This window comes from Aquihabitans sp. G128, assembly GCF_019048865.1.
GTDB lineage: Bacteria > Actinomycetota > Acidimicrobiia > Acidimicrobiales > Iamiaceae > Aquihabitans.
The window spans coordinates 868,992-889,738 of the sequence record NZ_CP077604.1 but is presented as its reverse complement, the minus strand read 5'-3'; the positions used below and the strand labels follow the sequence as shown (position 1 = coordinate 889,738).

Genomic DNA, 20,747 nt, shown 5'->3' with positions numbered 1-20,747 from the left:
ACAAGTTGCGGGAGGGCGGTCGAGCGGGGAGGGCCGGGCGGGGCGGGGTCAGCGGGGGAGGAGGCCGATGTTGGCCTTGGCGCGGGTGACGGTGGCGGCGGCGAGCTCGGTGGCCTTGGCGGCGCCGACGGCGAGCAGGCGGGTGGTCTCTCCGGGGTCGGCGGCCAGCTCGGCGTAGCGGGCCTGGATGGGGGCCAGGCGCTCGACGACCGCGGCGGCGGTGTCGGCCTTGAGCGGGCCGTACTGCTCGTAGCCGGCGGCCGCCTCCTCGGGCGTGCGGCCGGTGGCGGCGCCGAGGATCGACAGCAGGTTCGACACGCCGGGCTTGGCGGCGACGTCGAAGCGCACCTCGGACTCGGTGTCGGTGACGGCCCGCTTGATCTTCTTCTCGATGGACTTGGGCTCGTCGAGCAGGAGGATCGTGCCCGGCGCCTGGTCCTCGGACTTCGACATCTTCGCCGTGGGGTCCTGGAGGTCCATGATCCGCGCCCCGGCCTTCGGGAAGGTCGCCTGCGGCACGGTGAAGGTCGGCCCGTAGCGCGAGTTGAAGCGCTCGGCGAGGTCCCGGGTGAGCTCGACGTGCTGGCGCTGGTCGTCGCCCACCGGCACCAGGTCGGTGTCGTACAGGAGGATGTCCGACGCCATCAGCGCCGGGTACGTGAACAGGCCGGCCGAGACGAAGCCGCCCTTGCCCGACTTGTCCTTGAACTGGGTCATGCGGCTGAGCTCGCCGTAGGCCGCCGTGCACTCCATCAGCCACGCCAGCTCGGCGTGCTGGGGCACGTGGCTCTGGACGAAGAGGGTGCACACCTCGGGGTCGAGGCCGACGGCCAGGAGGATCTGGGTCAGGCGCAGGGTGGTGGCCCGGAGCTCGTCGGGGTCCTGGGGCCGGGTGAGGGCGTGGAGGTCGACGACGCAGAAGAGGCTGTCGGCCCGGTGCTGGTCCTCGGTCCAGGGCACCAGCGCCCCCAGCACGTTGCCGAGGTGGACGTTGCCGGTGGGCTGGATTCCGGAGAACACGCGGGTCATGGCGGCGATCCTACGGCTCGGGCCCCGAGCCCCCGATACACGATTCGGGCCGCCGGGTGGCGGACCCCTGGACGAAACCACACGGGTGTAACTAGGTTGTCGGCCATGGCCTACGAGGTGCACACCACAGGGTTCGAGGGGCCGTTCGACCTCCTGCTGCACCTCATCATCGGCGAACAGGTCGACCTCTACGAGATCTCGCTGTCGCGCATCGTCGACGCCTACCTCGCCGAGCTGGAGAAGATGGAGCACCTCGACCTCGAGGTCGCCACCGAGTTCCTCCTGATCGCCGCCACCCTGGTGGAACTCAAGACCCGCCGGCTCCTGCCGGAGGACGCCGAGGTCGACCTGGACGACGAGTTCAGCCTGTGGGAGGAGCGGGACCTGCTGCTCGCCCGCCTGGTCGAGTGCAAGACCTTCAAGGACGCCGCCCTGCTGCTCTCGGCCCTGGCCGACGACGCCAGCCGGTCCTTCCCCCGCACGGCCGGGCTGGACGAGCGCTTCTTCGACCTGGCCCCGGACCTGCTGGCCGGCGTCACCGGCGACGACATCGCGGCCGCCTTCGTCCGGGCCGTCACCCCCAAGCCGGTCCTCCGGGTCGAGCTCGACCACGTGGCCCCGTCCCGGCTGAGCGTCACCGAGGCCGTGTCGGAGCTCGTCGACGAGCTGCCCCGGGTGGGGCGCATCACCTTCCGGCACCTCACCGATGCGTTCGTCGAGCGGCTCGACGTCGTGATCCGGTTCCTCGCCGTGCTGGAGATGTACAAGCAGGGCCTGATCGATCTCGACCAGCCCACCACCTTCGGCGACCTCACGATCACCTGGATCGGTGGCGAGGTCGACGACGACGATCGCTCGGTCTTCGTGGACCTCGCCGGTCGCATCGACGTCTACGAGGGCTAGCCGGATGGCGAGCGAGGCCGAGAAGGCCATCGAGGCGATCCTCATGGTCGCCCAGGAACCGGTCGACCCCCACCTGCTCGCGCAGGTGCTCGAGGTGTCACCGGCCCGGGTCGAGGAGCTCTGCGCCGAGCTGGCCGCCGGCTACGAGGCCCAGGACCGCGGCTTCGTGCTGGTGAAGGTGGCCGGCGGCTACCGCTTCCAGAGCCACGGCCACCTGTCGGCCTACGTCGAGCGCTTCGTGCTCGAGGGGCAGAGCGCCCGACTGTCGGCCGCCGCCCTCGAGACACTGGCCATCGTGGCCTACAAGCAGCCCATGTCGCGGGCCCAGGTGGCCGCCATCCGCGGCGTCAACGTCGACGGCGTCATGCGCACCCTCCAGCAGCGGGGCTACGTCACCGAGGTCGGGCGCGACCCCGGCCCCGGCCAGGCCACGCTGTTCGGCACCAGCGACGAGTTCCTCGAACGCCTCGGGCTGGCGAGCATCGCCGACCTGCCGCCCATCGCCGACCTGTTCCCCTCCGCCGACATCATGGAGGCCCTCGAGAAGGGCCTCCGCGCCGAGCCGCTGGTGCCCCACCCGGTCGATCGCCCGACGGCCGCGCCGGGCCCCGTCCAGGGCTCGCTTCCGACCGATGCGCCCGAGGCTCCGGCCGAGACGGGCCAGGCCGGGGTCCCTGGCTCACCGATCGACGAGGTCGAGGACGCCGCGGCCCACGACGACGACCACTCGGCGGCGGCGCCCGCCGGCTGGGCCGAGCCGGTCGACTGGTCCGAGCCCGACGACGAGGTCGAGCCCCTGCCGGAGCCCGGCTTCATGGCCGACGCGGCCCCCGGAGCGCCGGGCCCCGAGGCGCTCGCCACCCCCGGCAGCGAGCTGTCGGCCGAGGTCGACCTGCTGCCCGAGGCCGACGTCGCCGCGCCCGAGCCGGACACCGACCCCACGACCTCGACCGACACCGAGCCCCCGACCGACGACGCCTGATGGCCTCCGACGAGCACACCGGGGAGCGCCTGCAGAAGGTGCTGGCCCGGGTGGGCATCGGCAGCCGCCGGGTCTGCGAGGACCTCATCGACGAGGGGCGCGTCACCGTGAACGGCGAGGTGGCCGAGCTCGGCCGTCGGGTGGAGGTCGACGTCGACCTGGTGGAGGTCGACGGCGCCCCCATCGGCGTGCGGCCCGGGCTCGTGTACTACCTGCTGAACAAGCCGGCCGGGGTCATCACCACGGCCTCGGACCCGCAGGGGCGGCCCACCGTGCTCGAGCTGGTCCCCGCCGAGCCTCGCGTGTTCCCGGTCGGCCGGCTCGACCTCGAGACCGAGGGCCTGCTGCTGCTCACCAACGACGGCGAGCTGGCCAACCGCATCGCCCACCCGTCCCACGGGGTCGAGAAGGAGTACCTGGCCGAGGTGCAGGGCGAGCCGTCGCGGGCGACGCTGCGGCGGCTCCGCGAGGGCATCGAGCTGGAAGACGGCACCACCGCCCCGGCCCAGGCCGCCCTGGTGGCGCCGACCCTGGTCCGCCTCACCATCCACGAGGGCCGCAACCGCCAGGTGCGCCGCATGCTCGACGCGGTGGGCCACCCGGTGCAGCGGCTGATCCGCACCAAGGTGGGCCCGCTCACCGATCGGCGGCTCGCCCCCGGAGCGTGGCGGGAGCTGACCCTGCCCGAGCTGCGGTCGCTCGAGACGGCCGTCGCCGGCCCCGGCACCACGCCCGGCCCCGGTGTGCCCACCGACCGGTCCGCCGGCGCAGGAGCTGACGGCGCCGATCAGTAGCATCGCTCCGATGCCTGCAGCCGTCCGCGCCCTCCGCGGCGCGACCACCGTCGACGCCGACACCCCCGAGCAGATCGCCGAGCGGACCGTCGCGCTCCTCGAGGCCATGTTCGAGCGCAACGGCGTCGACCACGACGACCTCATCAGCATCTGGTTCACCGTGACGGAGGACCTGACCTCGGCGTTCCCGGCCACCGGGGCGCGGGCCATCGGCCTGGGCGACGTGCCGCTCCTCTGCGCCCGGGAGATCCCGGTGCCGGGGTCCATGCCCCGCTGCGTCCGGGTCCTGGCCCACCTCACCACCGACCGGCCCCGCAGCGAGCTGCACCACGTCTACCTCGAGGGCGCGGTCACCCTCCGCGACGACCTCCCCAGCTGAGCCGGCCCGACCCATGGCAGTGCTCCCCGGCGCCCACCGCGCCTCGATCATCGGGACCGGCCTCATCGGCGGGTCCATCGGCATGGCCCTGCGAGCCAGCGGGTGGCACGTGACCGGCACCGACGTCGATCCCGAGGTCGAGAAGCGGGCGCTGGAGCTGGGCGCGATCGACGCCATCGGCATCGATCCCGAGTCGACCATCACCTTCGTGGCCGCCCCGGTGCGGGCCATCCCCGCCGAGGTCCGCCGCGCCCTGGCCGAGACCACCGGCATCGTCACCGACGTCGGCTCGGTGAAGGCCTCGGTCGTCGCCCAGGTCGGCGACCCCCGCTTCGTCGGCGGCCACCCCATGGCCGGGTCCGAGCAGCTCGGGGTCGAGGGCGCCACGCCCGACCTGTTCGAGGGGGCGGTGTGGGTGCTCACCCCCGTCGCCGACACCGACTCCGACCACTACACGGCGGTGGCGGGCGTGGCCGGCATGCTCGGCGCGGAGGTGGTGGCCCTGGCCCCGGAGCGCCACGACGCGCTGGTGGCCGTGGTCTCCCACGTCCCGCACCTCACCGCAGCGGCGCTGATGGGCATCGCGGATGAGCGGGCCGAGGAGCACGCCGCGCTGCTCCGCCTCGCCGCCGGCGGCTTCCGCGACATGACCCGCATCGCCGCGGGCACCCCCACCATCTGGCCCGACATCTGCGCCGAGAACCAGGCGGCGATCGTGGAGGTCATCGACCGCCTCGTCGACGAGCTCGGGCGCCTCCGGGCGATGGTCGCCGACGGGGAGCGAGACCAGCTGCTGAGCACCCTCGAGCGGGCTCAAGGCGCGCGGCGCAACCTGCCCAGCCGCGTGGTCCGCCCCGCCGAGGTCGCCGAGGTCCGCATCCCGGTGCCCGACCGCGACGGGGTCATCGCCGAGGTGGCCACCCTGGCCAGCGACCTGTCCATCAACATCGCCGACATCGAGGTCGCCCACTCGAGCGAGGGCGACCGCGGCGTGCTCATCCTGCTAGTCGACACCGCTCGGGCCGAGGCCTTCCGCATCGGGCTGGTCGAGCGGGGCTACCGCCCCGCCGTCCACCACCTGGGCTAGGCCGGCACCGTGCTCGACCTCTCGGCCCTGCCCGATCCGTACCCCATCGTCCCGGCCCCCGGCCCGCTCGACGTCGACGTCCGGGTCCCGGGCTCGAAGTCCGTCACCAACCGGGCCCTCGTCTGCGCCGCGCTGGCCACGGGCACCTCACGGCTCACCGGCGCCCTCTTCGCCGACGACACCGAGGCCATGGTCGGCGCCCTGCGCGCCGTGGGCCTGGAGGTCAGCACCGACGAGGCAGCGGCCGAGATCACCGTCACCGGGGGAGCGGGCTCGCTGCCGAGCACCGACGAGCCGATCGACGTGCGCCAGTCGGGCACCACCGCCCGCTTCGTCCCGCCGCTGCTCGCCCTGGGCCGGGGCGCCTACCGCGTGACGGCGCACCCGCAGATGCAGCTCCGTCCCATGGGAACCACCTTCGGCGCGCTGCGCGACCTCGGCGCCGGCATCGAGGAGCAGGGACCGGCCGGCCACCTCCCCGCCACCGTCTCCGGGGGCGGGCTCCGCTCCGGCGTGGTGCGGGTGCCGGGCGACGCCTCCAGCCAGTTCCTCTCGGGCCTGCTCCTCGTGGCGCCGTGCCTGCCCGATGGCCTGGTGGTCGAGCTCACCACCGACCTGGTCTCGCGCCCCTACGTCGAGCTCACCATCGCCGTCATGGCGGCGTTCGGCGCCACCGTCGAGCAGCCCGATCCCCGCACCTTCGCGGTGGCACCGGGCGGCTACACGGCCCGCACCTACGCCGTGGAGCCCGATGCCAGCGCAGCGTCCTACCCGCTGGCGGCTGCAGCGATCTGCGGGGGCCGGGTCCGCGTCCTGGGCCTCACGGAGCAGGCCCTGCAGGGCGACGTCGCCTTCGCCGACGTGCTGGGGGCCATGGGGGCCACCGTCACCCGGGACGACGTCGGCACCGAGGTCCGGGCCGAGCGGGGGAGCCTCACGGGTGGCACCTTCGACCTCACCCACTTCTCCGACACCGCCCAGACCCTGGCGGTGGTGGCCCCCTTCGCGAGCAGTCCCGTGTCCGTCACCGGCATCGGCTTCATCCGGCGCAAGGAGATCGACAGGATCGAGGCGGTGGCCACCGAGCTGGCCCGCTGCGGCATCGAGGTGGCCATCGACGCTGACGGGTGGACCATCCGCCCTGGCACGCCTCGGCCCACCGTCGTCCAGACCTCCGACGACCACCGCATGGCCATGAGCTTCGCCCTCCTCGGCCTGGCCGTGCCGGGCATCGCCATCGCCGAGCCGGGTTGCGTGGCCAAGACGTTCCCCCGCTACTGGGACCTGCCGATCTTCGGCCTCGCGCCCGATGCGGCCAGCGGCGCCGCCGCGCCGACCGCCTAGGCTCGACCCTCGTGTCAGACGCCAGCAGCGACGGGCCCGAGCGCCCCTTCACCGTGATCGCCATCGACGGTCCGGCCGGGTCGGGGAAGTCCACGGTGGGGCGGCGGCTCGCCACCCACCTGGGCCTCGAGTACCTCGACACCGGGGCCATGTACCGGGGCGTCACCTTCGCCGCGCTGCGCCGGGGCATCGACCCCGCCGATGCCGAGGTGGTCGCCCGCCTGGCCCGCCAGGTCGAGCTCACGCTCGTCGACGGCACGCTGGTGGTCGACGGCACCGACGCCACCATCGAGATCCGCGGCCCCGAGGTCACCCGGGCCGTCAGCATCGTCGCCGCCAACCCCGACGTGCGCCGCGAGCTGGTCCGGCGCCAGCGGGAGTGGGCCGAGCAGCGGGGCGGGGGCGTGCTCGAGGGTCGCGACATCGGCTCGGTGGTGTTCCCCGACGCCGCCCTCAAGGTGTACCTGACGGCTTCGCCCGAGGTCCGTGCCGCCCGGCGCTCCAAGGAGGTCTCCGACCTCAGCTACGAGACCGTGGCGGCCGACCTCGCCCGACGCGACGCCCTGGACCAGGGCCGCGAGGCCAGCCCGCTCGAGCTGGCCGACGGCGCGGTGCTGGTCGACACCACCGACCGCAGCATCGACGACCTGGTGGCCGACCTCGCCGGGATGCTGCCGTGAGCACCCCGACGGGCACGCCCCGCAACGACGGCCGCCCCGCCACCAAGGGCGAGCTGCGCTTCTACGCCGCGGTGAAGGTGGTGCTGGTGGGCTTCGCCAAGCTCTGGTTCCGGGTGTCGGCCACCGGCAAGGAGCACGTGCCCAAGGACGGCGCCTTCATCTTCACGCCCGTCCACCGGTCGAACATCGACTTCCTGCTGCTGCTCATCTGCACCGACAAGCGGATCCGGTACCTCTCGAAGGACTCGATCTTCGTGGGCGTCTGGGACCGGATCTTCACCGCCCTCGGCGCCATCCCCGTCACCCGAGGGACGGCAGACCGAGAGGCGCTCCAGAGCTGCATCACCGTCCTCCAGGCCGGCGACCCGGTGGTGATCTTCCCCGAGGGCACCCGCCAGAGCGGCCCCGTGGTGCAGGAGCTCTTCGACGGCGCCGCCTTCGTGCAGAGCCGCACCGGCGTGCCGATCGTGCCGGTGGGCATCGGCGGCTCCGAGACGGCCATGCCCAAGGGCGCCAAGTTCATCAAGCCCCACAAGATCCGCCTCGTGGTGGGCCCCGCGCTCGCCGCCCCGGAGGCCGATGGCCCCAAGGCGCGCCGTGCCGCCATCAAGGCCCGCACCGCGGAGCTCCACCCGATCATCCAGGACCTCTTCGACCAAGCCCAGGTGGCGGCCGGGACCCCCAACACCTGATCGCCGAGCGTTCACCGGCCCGTGGCCGGTGGGCCACCTCGCCGACGAGCACGACACCACGCCGAGGCGTACCGTGCCCGCCGTGACCAGGGGAGTGAGTCGGAGACGGGTCCTGCAGGGGATGGCCGCCGGCGCGGGCTACGCGCTGGCCGGCGGGCTGCGGGGATCGCAGGTGTGGGCGGCGCCGGGGGTGCTGGGGCCGGGGTCGCGGCCGGACCCGTCCAAGCCCGAGGGGGTCGACCGGCTCCCGCAGATCGAGCACATCGTCGTGTACATGCAAGAGAACCACTCCTACGACAGCTACTTCGGGATGCTCGAGGTGGGCGACGGCTACACCCTCGACGGCGCCGGCACCCCCACCAACGCCAACCCCCGCGGCGGCGGGCTCGACCCGCTCGCGGTCTTCCGGGCCACCGAGACCTGCCAGCCCGGCCAAGGCGTGAGCCAGAGCTGGAACTCGACGCACCGGCAGTACGCCGGCGGTGCCATGACCGGGTTCCTGGCCGACGGCAACACCAACGCCATGAAGTACTGGGACGGTGGCCACCTGCCCTTCTACTGGGACCTGGCCCGCACGTTCCCGCTCTGCGACCGCTGGTTCGCCTCGGCGCCCTGCCAGACGTACCCGAACCGCCGGTACCTGCAGGCCGCCACCTCGGTGGGCCTCGTCGCCACCGACACCGACGCCATCCTGGCCAACCCGGGAGCGCCGAACGGCACCATCTGGGACCGGCTGAACGACCACGGCATCAGCTGGGCCGACTACGCCTTCGACCTGCCCGACATCCTGCTGTTCCCGGAGGTCCACGCGGCCAACAAGGACAAGGTGCGCACGTTCCCGCAGTTCCTGGCCGACTGCGCCACCGGTTCGCTGCCCCAGGTCTCCATCGTCAGCCCCGGGTTCGAGACCTACACCGAGGAGAACCCCTTCGACATCCAGCTCGGCGAGGCGTACAGCTCGAGGGTGATCAAGGCCGTGCTCGACAGCCCGGCCTGGGAGAAGACGGTGCTGGTCTTCACCTACGACGAGCACGGCGGCTACTACGACCACGTGGCGCCGCCGCCTGCGGTGGCGCCCGATGCCGTCCAGCCCGACATCGACGTGCCGCCCGACCTCCCCGGCGCCTTCGACCGCTACGGCTTCCGCGTGCCCGGCTTCGTGATCTCGCCGTGGTCGAAGCCGAACCACGTGTCGAGCACGGTCTACGACCACACCTCGATCCTCAAGCTCATCGAGACCAAGTTCAACCTCGGTGCGCTGACCTACCGCGACGCCAACGCCAACGACCTGCTCGACACGCTGGACCTCACCACCAAGGCCTTCGCCGAGCCGCCGCAGCTCGCCGAGCCCGGCCTGCCCGCCACCGGCAGCGCCTGCCAGCCCGACGTGCCCGATCCCAAGACGATCCTCCCGGCCACCGCCGCGCCGCCGTCGACCACGACCACCAGCACCACCCTCCCACCTGCCACCGTGCCGGCTCCGGCACCGGGTGCGCCGGTGGGGGTGGCTCCGAGAGCCACGCCGATCGTGGGCGAGCTGCCCCTCACCGGCCCGAAGCACGCCCCGGAGCTGGCCGCCGCCGGCGTCTCGGCGGTGGCAGCCGGCCTGGCCGTCCTCGCCGCCCGGGCCCGGCTGATGGAGGAGCCGACGGCACCGGACCCCGCCGAGGGGCCGATGGCCTGATCGTGGTCGCGCTCGGCGGAGGCGCCTACATCGAGCGCGGCTGGGCGAAGACCTCGCGCACGAGCGGCTCGAAGTGCTCCAGCGGCAGGTACTCGCCGTCCGGGTCGAACGCCGTCTGGTCCCAGTCGTCGGCGAAGGTTGCCGCCAGCTCGTAGAAGGCCTCGCCCTCGTACTTGTCGCGGGCGTTCACGTCGCCACCGAAGTGGTGGTAGTAGTGCTTGCCCTGGAAGTCCTGGTGGGCCTTGATGGCGAAGTAGACCTCCTCGCGCACGTAGGGCTTGAGGATCTCCGCGGCGATGGCCGGGTGGTTGAAGACGCTGATCAGCTTGCCGATGTCGTGGCACAAGCTGGCCACCACGAGCTCGGTGTCGGCCCCACCCCGCTCGGCGAAGGTGGCCGTCTGCAGGGCGTGCACCAGCTGGTTCGTGCCGAAGCCGTCGGTGATGCCCTCCAGCCGGCGCAGCATGGCGAGGACCTCCTCGGCCACCCGGGGCTGGTTCTTCATGGTCTCGGCCCCGATGACCGCCCACTGCTCGGCCGTCGACTCGTCCATCCGCGTGAAGCTGCTCATGCACCCGAGTCTGCCGTGCTCCGGCGCCGTCCGCTCGGCCCGGCCTGCTCAGTCGAGGGGGGCGGGGCCCTTGCCGTGGCCGGCGGGGCGGTCGATCGCCGTCACCAGCACGGCGGCGCCGGCGCCGAGGATGACGATGCCGAGCAGGTGCACGGGGCGGAGGCCGCCACCGTTGCGGCCCAGCAGCATCGCGAGGCCGATGAGGCCGACCACGAGGCCGAAGCCCAGGCCCTGGGCGTCCCAGCGGGGTCCGGTCGTTCCCTTGTCAGCCACGCTGCACCTCCACGCTCCCGATCCCGACCCGGAGGTCCAGCTGGATCTGCTTGTTCGTCAGGTTGGCCGCCGTCGTGGTGGCCTCGTAGCCGGGGCCCACGTGGCGCTTGCCGAAGACGAGGACCTGGCCGCTGGCCACGGCGTGGGTGGTCACCACCGCGTCCTTCGGCACCCGCACGACGATCCGGCCGACGCCGACCTCGGCGTCGATGGCCAACGGGGCGCCGGTGATGATCGTCGAGCGCAGGTCGATCGTGAGCTGACCGGTGCCGAGCTGGTACTCGAAGGGGGTGGCCCGGCTGAGCGCCGGCGCCTCTCGCCGCCGGCCGAGGCCGCCGTCGAGGGTGACGTCGGCCCGCCAGGTGGCCACCGAGATCAGTGCCAGCAGGACGCCGAGGGCGATCAGGGGACGGGCCGGGGTGGAGCGGCGAGCCTGGACCACCAGCACGGCGCCGATGACCAGGAGGCCGACGTCGAGCAGCGGCGTCCACGAGATGTGGACCACCCAGCCGAGCAGGAGGCCCACGCCGACCAGGCACAGGGCGATCCCGCCCACGAGCTCGCGCACCGGGGCCTCGGCGGCTCGCGCCCGAAGGCGGTCGAGCGGTCCCTGCGACCCAGCGGCGTCAGCGGTCGTCGAGGTGCGCGTGGCCGGCACCGGGGCTCCGGCGCGGGCCTCGGGCTCCTTCGCGGCCGCCGGCCCGGCAGCGGGCCGGGAGCCGGGGCGCTTGGACCGGAGCCAGTCGGCCACGTTGGCGGTGCGGCTGAGCGGGGGCAGCTCGGCCGACGGTCGTCGGGCGGCCTGGCGGGCCGCCTCGGCCCGATCCTCTTCGGACGGCACGCGGGCGTCCTCCTCGCGGTCGAGCACGTCGGTGGATCCGGACAGCGGATCGGCCCGGAGCGGGCGGTCGCGGTGGGGTGCGTCGGGGGCCATGCTCCTGGGTTCGCCCCGGGACCCCCCGTGTCCTTCCCGTCAGCCTCGGATCGTGCGCAGCTCGGGGGCGGGGCCGGCTCCGCTAGATGTAGTGACCCGGTAGGTCGTTGACGCGGCTGATGGGTGGGCCGCCGACGGCGGCGTGGTGCCGGTGATGGTTGTAGAGGTGGAGCCAGTCGTCCAGGGCTGCGGTTCTGGTGGCGTTGTCCGGCCAGGGCTGCACGTAGGCCCACTCGTCTAGGAAGGTGCGGTTGAACCGCTCGACCTTGCCGTTGATCTGAGGCGAGTAGGGCGGGATCGACCAGTGCCGAGCACCGGCCTCGCCGATCGCGTCTTGGAAGCGGGCGCAGAGGTACGCCTTGGCGTTGTCGGTCATGACCCCGGTGACATCGATGCCGTGGTCCGCGTAGAAGGCTCTCGCCCTGCGCCAGAACGCGACGCAGGTGTCGGCCTTCTCGTCAGGGTGGATCTCGCTGTAGGCGAGCCGGGACTGGTCATCGACCGCTGAGTGGATGAAGTCCCATCCTGGGCCACGCTTGCGGTTCGGGCGGCTCTCTCGGCCGTGGACCCGCCAACCGCCGCCGTCGGGAACCCGGCCAAGCTTCTTCACGTCGACATGCACCAGCTCGCCCGGCACGCTCCGTTCATAGCGACGGATCACCCGACCTGTCGGCCGGTCCATCCACGCGAGGCGGTTCAGACCGAGCCGACACAGCACCCGGTGGACCGTCGACGCCGGGACCCCGAGCCGGGCGGCGATGCGCACCGGACCGAGCTTCAGTGTCCGCCGGAGGTCCTCGATTGCGGACTCGAGCTCGACGGGGCTGCGATGCGGACACGACCGGGGCCGGCTCGAACGGTCGATGAGGCCGGCTTCGCCGTCGTCTTGCCACCGCCGCCACCACTTGTACGCGGTCGGGCGGGAGATCCCCATCTCCGCAGCCACATGGGCGACTGGTCGGCCAGATTCGATCCGCATCACCAACGTGAGCCGGCCAACGGGCGTGAGCCGAGCGTTACCGTGCACTTCGAGCCTCCTGGTTCGAGCGTGGGTCCTAGACAGCTCCACACTCGCCCAGGGGGCTCACTTCATGCTCGGACCGGTGTCAACAAGGTCCGTGGTCACTACAGCTAGAGGCCGGCGAGCACGTCGGCGGCGTGGACGCTGCGCTCGTTGACGGTGGGGCGGTCCTGCACCGGTCCGCCGAGGGTGAGGGTGGCGAGCAGGTCGATGCCGCTGAGCAGGTCTCGCAGGTTGCGGGGCGGGGGGAAGTACTCGTCCTCCTCGGTCATCCGCACCTCCTCGACGCCCTGGGTGGGGGCGAGGGCCGCCAGGACCTCCTCCACCAGGGACTCCGGGGCCGAGGCGCCGGCGGTGACGCCAACGGTGCCGGTGAGGTCGTCGGGGAGCTCGGCGGCGGAGTTGATCCGCAGCACGCGGGGCGTCCCGGCCTCGACCGCGAGCTTCTGGAGCGCCACCGTGTTGGACGAGTTCGGTGAGCCGATGACCACGACGGCGTCGCAGCGGGGCGCGATCTCGGCCAGCGCGCCCTGGCGGTTGGTGGTGGCGAAGCACAGGTCGGAGCGGCCCGGCGTCCAGAGCTCGGGCCAGCGGTCCCGGGTGGCGTCGAGCACGCCCTTCCAGTCGGCGTGGCTGAGGGTGGTCTGGGCCAGCATGGCCACCGGCTCGTCGAACTCGGGCAGCGCGGCGACCTCGGCCACGCTCTCCACCCGGTGGATGGCGTCCGGCGCCACCGCCATGGTGCCGACGGCCTCCTCGTGGCCCTCGTGGCCGACGTAGACGATGCGGAAGCCCTTGCCGGCCCGCACCTTGACCTCGTGGTGGACCTTGGTGACGAGCGGGCACACCGCGTCGACCACGTACCCGCCGTTGGCCCGGGCGGCGGCCACGACCTCCGGCGCCGAGCCGTGGGCCGAGAGCATGAGCGGCGCTCCGGGCGGCACCTCCGAGACCTCGTCGACGAAGACCACGCCGCGCTCCTCGAAGCGCTGCACCACCGACTGGTTGTGGACGATCTCGTGGTAGCAGTACACCGGCGGCTCGAAGGCCCGCACCATCCAGGCCAGCGCCTTGATGGCCATCTCCACGCCGGCGCAGAAGCCCCGCGGGGCGGCGAGCAGCACCTTGTCGACAGCCATGGGGCCACCCTACCGGGGGACCCCGGCGGCCCCGCCGGTAGGCTGGCGGACCATGTCTGCTCCCCGAGTCCTCAGCGTCGCGCCCGGTTCGCCGGCCGCGCGCCCGGGGTCGAGGTGGGCGACGAGGTGGTGGCGGTCGACGGCGAGGCGCCGCGGGACATCATCCGCTGGACCTGGCTCACCGACGAGGCGGACCCCACGCTCGACATCCGGCGCGGCGGCCTCGACCTGGCCCTCGAGGTGGAGAAGGGCGCCGGCGAGCCGCTGGGCATCGACGTCCACTCGGCCCTGTTCGACCAGCTGCGCACGTGCGACAACCACTGCGAGTTCTGCTTCATCTACCAGCTGCCGCCCGGCCTCCGGAAGAGCCTGTACCTGAAGGACGACGACTACCGGCTGAGCTTCCTGTACGGGAACTTCACCACCCTCACCCGCTTCACCGAGGCCGACCTCGAGCGGGTGGTCACCGAGGGGCTCTCGCCGCTCAACGTCAGCATCCACGCCACCGACGCCGGAGTCCGCAACGAGATGCTGCGCAACCGGCGTGGTGGGCCCACGCTGCGGTGGCTGCGGGCGCTGCTCGACCACGGCGTCGAGGTCCACGGCCAGATCGTCTGCTGCCCCGGCCTCAACGACGGTGCCGTGCTCGACGACACCCTGGCCGGCGTGCTCGACCGCTTCCCCGAGCTGGCCAGCCTGTGCGTGGTCCCGCTGGGGATCTCCAAGTACAACACCGAGGCCCGCATGCGCCCCACCACCGTGGCCGAGGCCCGGGCGGTGGTCGAGTGCGTCGAGGGCTGGCAGGACGTGTTCCGCACCGTCCTCGGCCACCGCCTCGTGCACGCGCCGGACGAGTACTACCTGCTCGCCGAGCGCCCCTTCCCCGAGCCGGAGGCCTACGAGGGCTTCGCCATGCACGAGGACGGCGTGGGCATGGCCCGCACCTTCGAGCTGGAGTTCACCGGCCGCACCGAGGCCACCACCTCACCCCAGGCCGGGTTCTTCGCCTGGGCCGACGGCGCCCCCGCCGGGGCCCGCTACGAGGCGGCCGGCGACTACGCCGCACCGGCCGACGGCTACCGCGCCGTGCGCGCCAGCGGGGGAGCGGGGCCCTCCGACGCCACCGGCGGCGGGGTGGGCGTGGCCCTCCGGCCTCGTCGCAGCGCCCCTGTGGGCGTCCTCACCGGCACCGCCGGGGCCCAGGTCGTGGGCCCGCTCGTGGCCGGGCTGGGCCGCGCCGACGTGCGCGTGATCCCGGTGGCCAACGAGTTCTTCGGGGGCACCACTTCGGTGACGGGGCTGCTCGTGGGCGAAGATGTAGCCCGAACGTTGGCCGCCGAGCCCGTCGGGCACCGCTACCTGCTGCCGGACGTGTGCCTGTCGGGCGACCGCTTCCTCGACGGCACCACCGTCGCCGACCTGCCCCGGCCGGTCGAGATCATCCCCACCGACGGAGCCGCGCTCCGCCGGGCCCTGTCAGAGAGTTGAACCAGCCCATGTCCGAACTTCCCGTGGTCGCCATCGTCGGCCGACCCAACGTGGGCAAGTCCACCCTGCTCAACCGCATCGTGGGTCGTCGCGAAGCCATCGTCGAGGAGCGCCCCGGCGTGACCCGGGACCGCAAGGAGGTCCAGGCCGAGTGGCAGGGCCAGCGCTTCCTGCTGGTCGACACCGGGGGCTGGATGCCCGGCGGCGACTCGCTGGACGAGAAGGTCAGCCGCCAGAGCGAGAAGGCCATCGACGAGGCCGACGCGGTGATCCTCGTGACCGACGTGACCATGGGCGTGACCGAGGAGGACGCTCGCATCGCCGAGCTGCTCCGCACCCGCAAGAACAGCAAGCAGCCGGTGTTCGTCATGGCCAACAAGGTCGACGACCCCAGCCGCGAGCCGCTCATGTGGGAGCTGCTCGCCCTCGGGCTCGGCAACCCGTGGCCGGTGAGCTCGCTGCACGGCCTCGGCACCGGCGACCTGCTGGACGCGCTGCTCGCCGAGCTGCCCGACTCGCCGGTCGAGGACGACGTCCCCGAGCCCACCCAGATCGGCGAGAAGGTCTTCGCCGTCGCCCTCGTGGGCCGCCCCAACGTGGGCAAGAGCACGCTGTTCAACCGGCTCATCGGCGACGACCGGTCCGTGGTCCACGACATGCCCGGCACCACCCGGGACGCCGTCGACACCGTGGTCGAGACCCCCGAGGGGCCCATCCGGTTCGTCGACACCGCCGGCATGCGCCGCAAGGCCCGCATCGACGAGGGCACCGAGTACTACTCCTTCGTCCGGGCCCTGAAGGCCGTCGACACCTCCGACATCGCCCTCCTCGTCATCGACGCCACCGAGGGCATCACCCACCAGGACCAGCGCCTGGCCGAGCGCATCGACGCCGCCGGCTGCCCGATCGTCGTGCTGCTCAACAAGTGGGAGCTCCTCGACACCGACCGCCGCGCCCAGGTCACCTACGAGGTCGGCCAGAAGCTGTCGTTCCTCGGCGAGAGCGAGATCATCCGGATCTCCGCCCTCACCGGCCGCAACGTCGACCGCCTGCTGCCGATCCTCCACGACGCCATCGAGTCGTACCACCGCCGGGTCCCCACCCGCCGGGTCAACGAGGTCATCTCCATGGCCCAGTCGGCCCAGCCCGCCCCGCACGGCGGCCGGATCCTCTACGCCACCCAGGGCGCCATCGACCCGCCGACGTTCACCTTGTTCACCAACAAGGAGCTCCACTCCACGTACCTGCGCTACATCGAGCGCAAGTTGCGGGAGGCCTTCGACCTCGGCGCCACCCCCATCAAGCTCCGGGTCCGCCAGCGGGGCTAGCCGGGCGGCCCCTCACCCGAACGGGTCGACCGACCCGACCGGTGGGCCAGACTGGTGGTCCCCCCGGTCGCCTGCCATCGACCACCCGTCCGACGACAGCCGAACGAGAGCGGACCTTGCCCGACGCCGAGCACGAGATGGTGCACACCCCCGAGGGCGGCCTCACCGCCGCCGAGGTGGCCGCCCGGGTCCGGGACGGCCTCGCCAACGGCGTCGACGAGCGCACCACCCGCACGTTCGGCGACATCGTGCGGGCCAACGTGCTCACCCGGTTCAACGCCATCCTCGCCGTGCTGGCGGTGGCGGTCATCGCCACCGGGCGCTTCGGTGACGCCCTCTTCGCCGGCGTCCTGGTGCTGAACTCGCTCATCGGGATCGGGCAGGAGGTCCGGGCCAAGCAGACCCTCGACCGCCTCGCCCTGCTGCACGCCCCCACGGCCCGCGTCCACGCGGGACGGGTCGACGGCGGAGGTGCAGATCGCCGAGGTCGTCATGGACGACCTCGTGGAGCTGCGCTCGGGCGACCAGGTGCCGGCCGACGGCGAGGTCCGGGCCACCAGCGGCCTCGAGGTCGACGAGTCGGCGCTGACGGGGGAGTCCGACCCGGTGGCCAAGGAGCAGGGCGACCAGGTGCTCTCGGGCACCATCGTGGTGGCCGGCCGGGGCACGTTCCAGGCCCGTGCGGTCGGGGCCGACGCCTACGCCCGTCGCATCGCGTCGGAGGTCAAGGTCTTCAGCCGCACCCGCAGCGAGATCGAGCAGTCGATCGACAAGCTCCTGCGCTACATCACGTGGATCATCCTCGGCGTCACGCCGCTGCTGCTGTGGTCGCAGTTCCGCACCGACGACACCGGCGACTGGCGCGAGCCCGTCACCGGCACCGTCGCCGCCCTCGTGGGCATGGTGCCCGAGGGCCTGGTGCTGCTCACCAGCGTGGCGTTCCTCCTGGCCGCCCTGTCGCTCACCCGCCAGCAGGTGCTGGTGCAGGAGCTGCCCGCCGTCGAGGGCCTGGCCCGGGTCGACGTCGTGTGCCTCGACAAGACGGGCACGCTCACCGCCGGCGACATCGTCTTCGACGCCCTCGAACCGGTCGGCGGCGCCACCGAGGACGAGGTGGGCTGCGCCATCGCCGCCATGTCCGATGCGCCCGACCCCAACGCCAGCCTCAAGGCCCTGGGCGCCGCCTACCCCGACGCGCCCGGCTGGGAGCGCACCGGCGAGGTCCCGTTCTCCTCGGCCCGGAAGTGGAGCGCAGCGGCCTTCGCCGACCACGGCTCGTGGTTCCTCGGCGCGCCCGACGTGCTCCTCGACGACGGCGACGACCTGCGCCGCCGGGTGGGCGAGCTCGCCGCCACCGGCCGTCGCGTCCTCCTGATCCAGCACAGCGAGGAGCCGCTCGCCGGCGAGCAGCTGCCCGAGCGCCGGGAGTCGGTGGCGCTGTGCACCCTGGGGGAGCAGGTCCGCCCCGATGCCGCCGCCACCCTCGAGTACTTCGCCTCCCAGGGCGTCACCATCAAGGTCATCTCCGGCGACAACCCCACCACCGTCGGGGCGATCGCCACCCAGGTCGGCCTCGACGTCGGGGAACCGGTCGATGCCCGCACCCTGGGGGAGGAGGCCGAGGACCTGCTCGACGTCGTCGAGGAGCGGACGGTGTTCGGGCGGGTCAGCCCCCAGCAGAAGCGGGCCATGGTGCGCGCCCTGCAGGCCAACGGCCACACCGTGGCCATGACCGGCGACGGCGTGAACGACGCCCTGGCCCTCAAGGACGCCGACATCGGCGTCGCCATGGGCAACGGGGCCCAGGCCACCCGGGCCGTCGCCCAGCTCGTGCTCCTCGACGGCCAGTTCTCCCACCTGCCCGACGTGCTGGGTGAGGGGCGACGGGTCATCGGCAACATCGAGCGGGTGGCCAGCCTCTTCGTCTCGAAGAACGCCTACTCGCTCATGCTCGTCCTGCTGGTCAGCATCGCCGGGCTGCCGTACCCGTTCCTGCCCCGGCACCTCACCCTGATCAGCTTCATCACCATCGGCTTCCCCGCCTTCGTGCTGGCGCTGGGCCCGAACCCCGCCCGCTACCGCCCCGGCTTCCTCGTGCGGGTGCTGCGCTTCGCCGTGCCCGCCGGCATCATCACCGGCCTCGCGGTCTTCGCCTCCTACTGGGTGGCCCAGGCCGAGAACGCCCTCGGGGACGAGCGCCGCACCGCCGCCACCGTGGCCGCCCTGGTGGTGGCGCTCTGGATCCTGGCCGTGCTGGCCCGCCCCATGGCCCGCTGGAAGGTGGCTCTCGTCGGCGCCATGGCGGCCATCGCGGTGGCGGCGGTGGGGATCCCGCCGGTGCAGCGCATGTTCGAGCTCTCCATCCCCGCCGAGCTGCTCCCGCAGGCCCTCGGGCTCGGGGTCGCCGGCGCCGTCGCCGTCGAGCTGCTGGCTCGTTGGGCCCTCGACACCCCCGAGCCGCCTCGACGGATCCGCCGCCGGGCGGCCGCCGCCGACGGTGGCGGACCAGGTGCCCCGGCGAGCCCCAGCGGTAGCATCGTCGGACCATGAACTACCCCCTCCTGCTCGTCGTGGCGGCGGCCTGCGCCATCGCCGCCGGGGTGTGGGCCCGCTCGGCCCGCCGCCTGCAGAAGGTCGCGTCCCGCGCCGAGCGCGAGTTCGGTCGCACGTCCGACGCCGCCACCGTCGCCCGCTCGGCGTTCCGCAAGGACGTCCACTCCACCGTGCTCTACGGCGTGCTGGCCCTGGCCGCCGGCGGGGGCGCGTTCATCGCCCAGGGCTCCACGTGGCTGTTCAGCCTCATCCTCATCCCCGTGGGCGTGTCGCTGGTGTTCGGCCGGGACTTCGTGCGGGACTCCCGCCTGGCCGAGAGCCGCTTCGAGCTGGAGCGCCGGGCCGAGGAGGTCCTCAGCCAAGAGGACCTCGCCCCCCGCCGCTGGGCGGAGCGCCTGGCGCCGGAGCACCTGCCCGACATCACCGGCTTCGAGGTGGGCCGGGTGTACCAGGCCGGCACCGGCATGATGGCCGGCGACTTCTACGACGTGTTCCGCGTGGCGCCCACCCGCGTGGCCGCCCTCATCGGCGACGTGACCGGCCACGGCATCGAGCCGTCCATCACCGCCTTCCAGGCCAAGTACCTGCTCCGGGTCTTCCTGCGCCAGTTCCGCGATCCCGCCCAGGCGCTGGAGGAGCTCAACGCCCAGCTCTCGGCGCTCGACCGCGGCGAGGAGATGATCTCCATGTGCGTCGTGGTCTTCGACACCGAGGCCGGCACCGTCCGCTACGCCTCGGCCGGCCACCCCGCCGCCTGGCTGTGGCACGAGAAGGACGTCCGCCCGCTGCGCTCCACCGGGCCCCTCCTGATGCTCGACCCCGACGGCACCTTCCACTCCCGAGAGCTGCGCCTCGACCCCGGCGACCTCGTCCTGCTCTACACCGACGGCCTCTCCGAAGCCCGGGCCGGCGACCAGCTCTTCGGCGAGGAGCGCATCGCCAACACCCTGCGCCGCGACCCCGGCGCCGACCCCGGCGTGCTGGTGAAGGCCCTCCTCGAGGCCGCCCGCGACTTCTCCTGCGAGCCCATCACCGACGACATCGCCATCCTCGCCATCCGCCGCGACTAGCCCCACGACCCGAGCGCTGCCCGCCGTCGGGCTCACCCGGGTCTCGGGGCGCACGTCCGTCGCCGGCGGGCCACCGGCGCCGCATAGGGCGAAGGGTCAGGCCGGCGGGCGGGCGACGGCGGTCGCCAGGAGGTGGGCCACAGGATCGCCCTCGGCGCGGAGGCCGGCGAGCACCCCGGCCCGATCGGCGTCGCTGCGGTTCTGGCTGAGCTTGGCCTTGCCCACGAGGCGGTCCAGCCGCAGCTCGATGCCGACGATGCCGCGCAGCATGGCGGCCACGTAGGCCTCGGGCGCGTCGGTCACCGCCCACGGCGCCGGCCGGCCGGCCTCGTGGCGGTCGGTGAGGCGGGTGACCACGTCGAGCAGCCAGGCGGCGTCGTCGTGCAGCACCAGCGGCCCGCCGGCATCGACGGTGACGTAGTCCCAGGTGGGCACGACCTTGCCGTGCTCGGCCTTGGCCGGGTACCACGACGGGCTCACGTAGCCGGCGGCGCCCGTTGCCACCACCAGCGCCGGGCCGTCGTGGTGCTCGCGCACGATCGGGTTCCCCCGAGCCACGTGGCCGAGCAGGGTGCCGAGTGGACCTGCCTCGGCGTCGTAGAGCAGCGGCAGCACCGTCGACGTGAGGCCGCTCGGCCCGGTGGTCACCAGGGTGGCTGCGACCTGGCCCAGCAGGCCGGCGAGCAACGGCCCCGGCTCCCCGACGGCGAACGCCTCCACCTCGTACATGGCCCCATCCTGGCCGAGGCCGTCGGCGCCCGGGGTGCCGGTTCGCCCCCGGCGACAGGGGACGCGC

At 73.1% G+C, this 20,747-nt stretch carries 21 protein-coding genes; 13 read left to right on the top strand and 8 right to left on the bottom strand.

The window, feature by feature from the left end; translation table 11 throughout:
• Nucleotides 1-48: 48 nt before the first annotated feature.
• Nucleotides 49-1,029 (bottom strand): tryptophan--tRNA ligase, encoded by a 981-nt coding sequence (gene trpS, locus KSP35_RS04170; RefSeq protein WP_254126982.1) that lies wholly within the window; start codon nucleotides 1,027-1,029, stop codon nucleotides 49-51.
• A gap of 105 nt (nucleotides 1,030-1,134) precedes the next feature.
• Here trpS and KSP35_RS04165 point away from each other — a divergent pair, with 105 nt between their 5' ends.
• The 9 genes from KSP35_RS04165 (at nucleotide 1,135) to KSP35_RS04125 (ending at nucleotide 9,574) form a co-directional block, all read left to right on the top strand.
• Nucleotides 1,135-1,932, top strand: a complete 798-nt coding sequence (locus tag KSP35_RS04165; RefSeq protein ID WP_216999184.1) for a ScpA family protein — start codon at nucleotides 1,135-1,137, stop codon at nucleotides 1,930-1,932.
• 4 nt (nucleotides 1,933-1,936) lie between these two features.
• Nucleotides 1,937-2,914, top strand: a complete 978-nt coding sequence (gene scpB, locus KSP35_RS04160; protein ID WP_216999182.1) for an SMC-Scp complex subunit ScpB — start codon at nucleotides 1,937-1,939, stop codon at nucleotides 2,912-2,914.
• On the top strand, nucleotides 2,914-3,708 hold the full coding sequence (locus tag KSP35_RS04155) for a pseudouridine synthase (RefSeq protein ID WP_216999180.1): 795 nt from the start codon (nucleotides 2,914-2,916) through the stop codon (nucleotides 3,706-3,708). The genes scpB and KSP35_RS04155 overlap by 1 nt, the downstream gene beginning before the upstream one ends.
• Nucleotides 3,709-3,718: 10 nt before the next feature.
• On the top strand, nucleotides 3,719-4,087 hold the full coding sequence (aroH, locus tag KSP35_RS04150; RefSeq protein ID WP_216999178.1) for a chorismate mutase: 369 nt from the start codon (nucleotides 3,719-3,721) through the stop codon (nucleotides 4,085-4,087).
• Between the two features lie 13 nt (nucleotides 4,088-4,100).
• Nucleotides 4,101-5,174, top strand: a complete 1,074-nt coding sequence (locus KSP35_RS04145) for a prephenate dehydrogenase/arogenate dehydrogenase family protein (RefSeq protein ID WP_216999176.1) — start codon at nucleotides 4,101-4,103, stop codon at nucleotides 5,172-5,174.
• Between the two features lie 9 nt (nucleotides 5,175-5,183).
• Complete coding sequence (gene aroA / locus KSP35_RS04140; protein WP_254126981.1) at nucleotides 5,184-6,518, top strand: 3-phosphoshikimate 1-carboxyvinyltransferase; 1,335 nt, start codon at nucleotides 5,184-5,186, stop codon at nucleotides 6,516-6,518.
• An 11-nt stretch (nucleotides 6,519-6,529) separates the two neighbouring features.
• A complete protein-coding gene (gene cmk / locus KSP35_RS04135) occupies nucleotides 6,530-7,198 on the top strand; it encodes a (d)CMP kinase (protein ID WP_254126980.1) in 669 nt (222 codons plus the stop codon).
• The gene (locus KSP35_RS04130) at nucleotides 7,195-7,890 is read left to right on the top strand and encodes a 1-acyl-sn-glycerol-3-phosphate acyltransferase (RefSeq protein ID WP_216999174.1); all 696 of its coding nucleotides are present in this window, start codon (nucleotides 7,195-7,197) and stop codon (nucleotides 7,888-7,890) included. The genes cmk and KSP35_RS04130 overlap by 4 nt, the downstream gene beginning before the upstream one ends.
• 82 nt (nucleotides 7,891-7,972) lie before the next feature.
• A complete protein-coding gene (locus tag KSP35_RS04125) occupies nucleotides 7,973-9,574 on the top strand; it encodes an alkaline phosphatase family protein (protein WP_216999172.1) in 1,602 nt (533 codons plus the stop codon).
• A gap of 25 nt (nucleotides 9,575-9,599) precedes the next feature.
• On the opposite strand, the gene KSP35_RS04120 is transcribed toward KSP35_RS04125, so the two are convergent.
• The 5 genes from KSP35_RS04120 to ispH form a co-directional block, all read right to left on the bottom strand.
• Nucleotides 9,600-10,145: an HD domain-containing protein gene (locus KSP35_RS04120; protein WP_216999170.1), complete on the bottom strand. Its 546-nt coding sequence runs from the start codon at nucleotides 10,143-10,145 to the stop codon at nucleotides 9,600-9,602.
• A gap of 48 nt (nucleotides 10,146-10,193) precedes the next feature.
• Entirely contained in the window at nucleotides 10,194-10,418 is a 225-nt protein-coding gene (locus KSP35_RS04115; RefSeq protein ID WP_216999168.1) for a hypothetical protein, read from the bottom strand.
• Nucleotides 10,411-11,352 carry a LiaF domain-containing protein gene (locus KSP35_RS04110; RefSeq protein WP_216999166.1) on the bottom strand — a complete coding sequence of 314 codons (942 nt, stop codon included), beginning with the start codon at nucleotides 11,350-11,352 and terminating at the stop codon, nucleotides 10,411-10,413. The genes KSP35_RS04115 and KSP35_RS04110 overlap by 8 nt, the downstream gene beginning before the upstream one ends.
• 82 nt (nucleotides 11,353-11,434) lie before the next feature.
• A complete protein-coding gene (locus KSP35_RS04105) occupies nucleotides 11,435-12,331 on the bottom strand; it encodes an IS481 family transposase (protein ID WP_254126979.1) in 897 nt (298 codons plus the stop codon).
• A gap of 152 nt (nucleotides 12,332-12,483) precedes the next feature.
• Nucleotides 12,484-13,512: a 4-hydroxy-3-methylbut-2-enyl diphosphate reductase gene (gene ispH, locus KSP35_RS04100; protein WP_216999162.1), complete on the bottom strand. Its 1,029-nt coding sequence runs from the start codon at nucleotides 13,510-13,512 to the stop codon at nucleotides 12,484-12,486.
• Nucleotides 13,513-13,626: 114 nt separating this feature from the next.
• Here ispH and KSP35_RS04095 point away from each other — a divergent pair, with 114 nt between their 5' ends.
• Nucleotides 13,627-15,000 (top strand): DUF512 domain-containing protein, encoded by a 1,374-nt coding sequence (locus KSP35_RS04095; protein ID WP_254126978.1) that lies wholly within the window; start codon nucleotides 13,627-13,629, stop codon nucleotides 14,998-15,000.
• Between the two features lie 8 nt (nucleotides 15,001-15,008).
• On the top strand, nucleotides 15,009-16,328 hold the full coding sequence (gene der / locus KSP35_RS04090) for a ribosome biogenesis GTPase Der (RefSeq protein ID WP_216999160.1): 1,320 nt from the start codon (nucleotides 15,009-15,011) through the stop codon (nucleotides 16,326-16,328).
• Here der and KSP35_RS04085 read toward each other — a convergent pair.
• Nucleotides 16,325-16,822 carry a hypothetical protein gene (locus KSP35_RS04085; protein WP_216999159.1) on the bottom strand — a complete coding sequence of 166 codons (498 nt, stop codon included), beginning with the start codon at nucleotides 16,820-16,822 and terminating at the stop codon, nucleotides 16,325-16,327. The genes der and KSP35_RS04085 overlap by 4 nt on opposite strands.
• Here KSP35_RS04085 and KSP35_RS04080 point away from each other — a divergent pair.
• Together KSP35_RS04080 and KSP35_RS04075 are read left to right on the top strand one after the other, a co-directional pair.
• Entirely contained in the window at nucleotides 16,800-18,878 is a 2,079-nt protein-coding gene (locus KSP35_RS04080; RefSeq protein WP_216999157.1) for an HAD-IC family P-type ATPase, read from the top strand. The genes KSP35_RS04085 and KSP35_RS04080 overlap by 23 nt on opposite strands.
• A complete protein-coding gene (locus KSP35_RS04075) occupies nucleotides 18,875-19,951 on the top strand; it encodes a PP2C family protein-serine/threonine phosphatase (RefSeq protein WP_216999155.1) in 1,077 nt (358 codons plus the stop codon). The genes KSP35_RS04080 and KSP35_RS04075 overlap by 4 nt, the downstream gene beginning before the upstream one ends.
• Before the next feature lie 96 nt (nucleotides 19,952-20,047).
• Here KSP35_RS04075 and KSP35_RS04070 read toward each other — a convergent pair whose 3' ends face one another.
• Nucleotides 20,048-20,680, bottom strand: a complete 633-nt coding sequence (locus KSP35_RS04070) for an FMN-binding negative transcriptional regulator (protein ID WP_216999153.1) — start codon at nucleotides 20,678-20,680, stop codon at nucleotides 20,048-20,050.
• Between the last annotated feature and the right edge of the window lie 67 nt (nucleotides 20,681-20,747).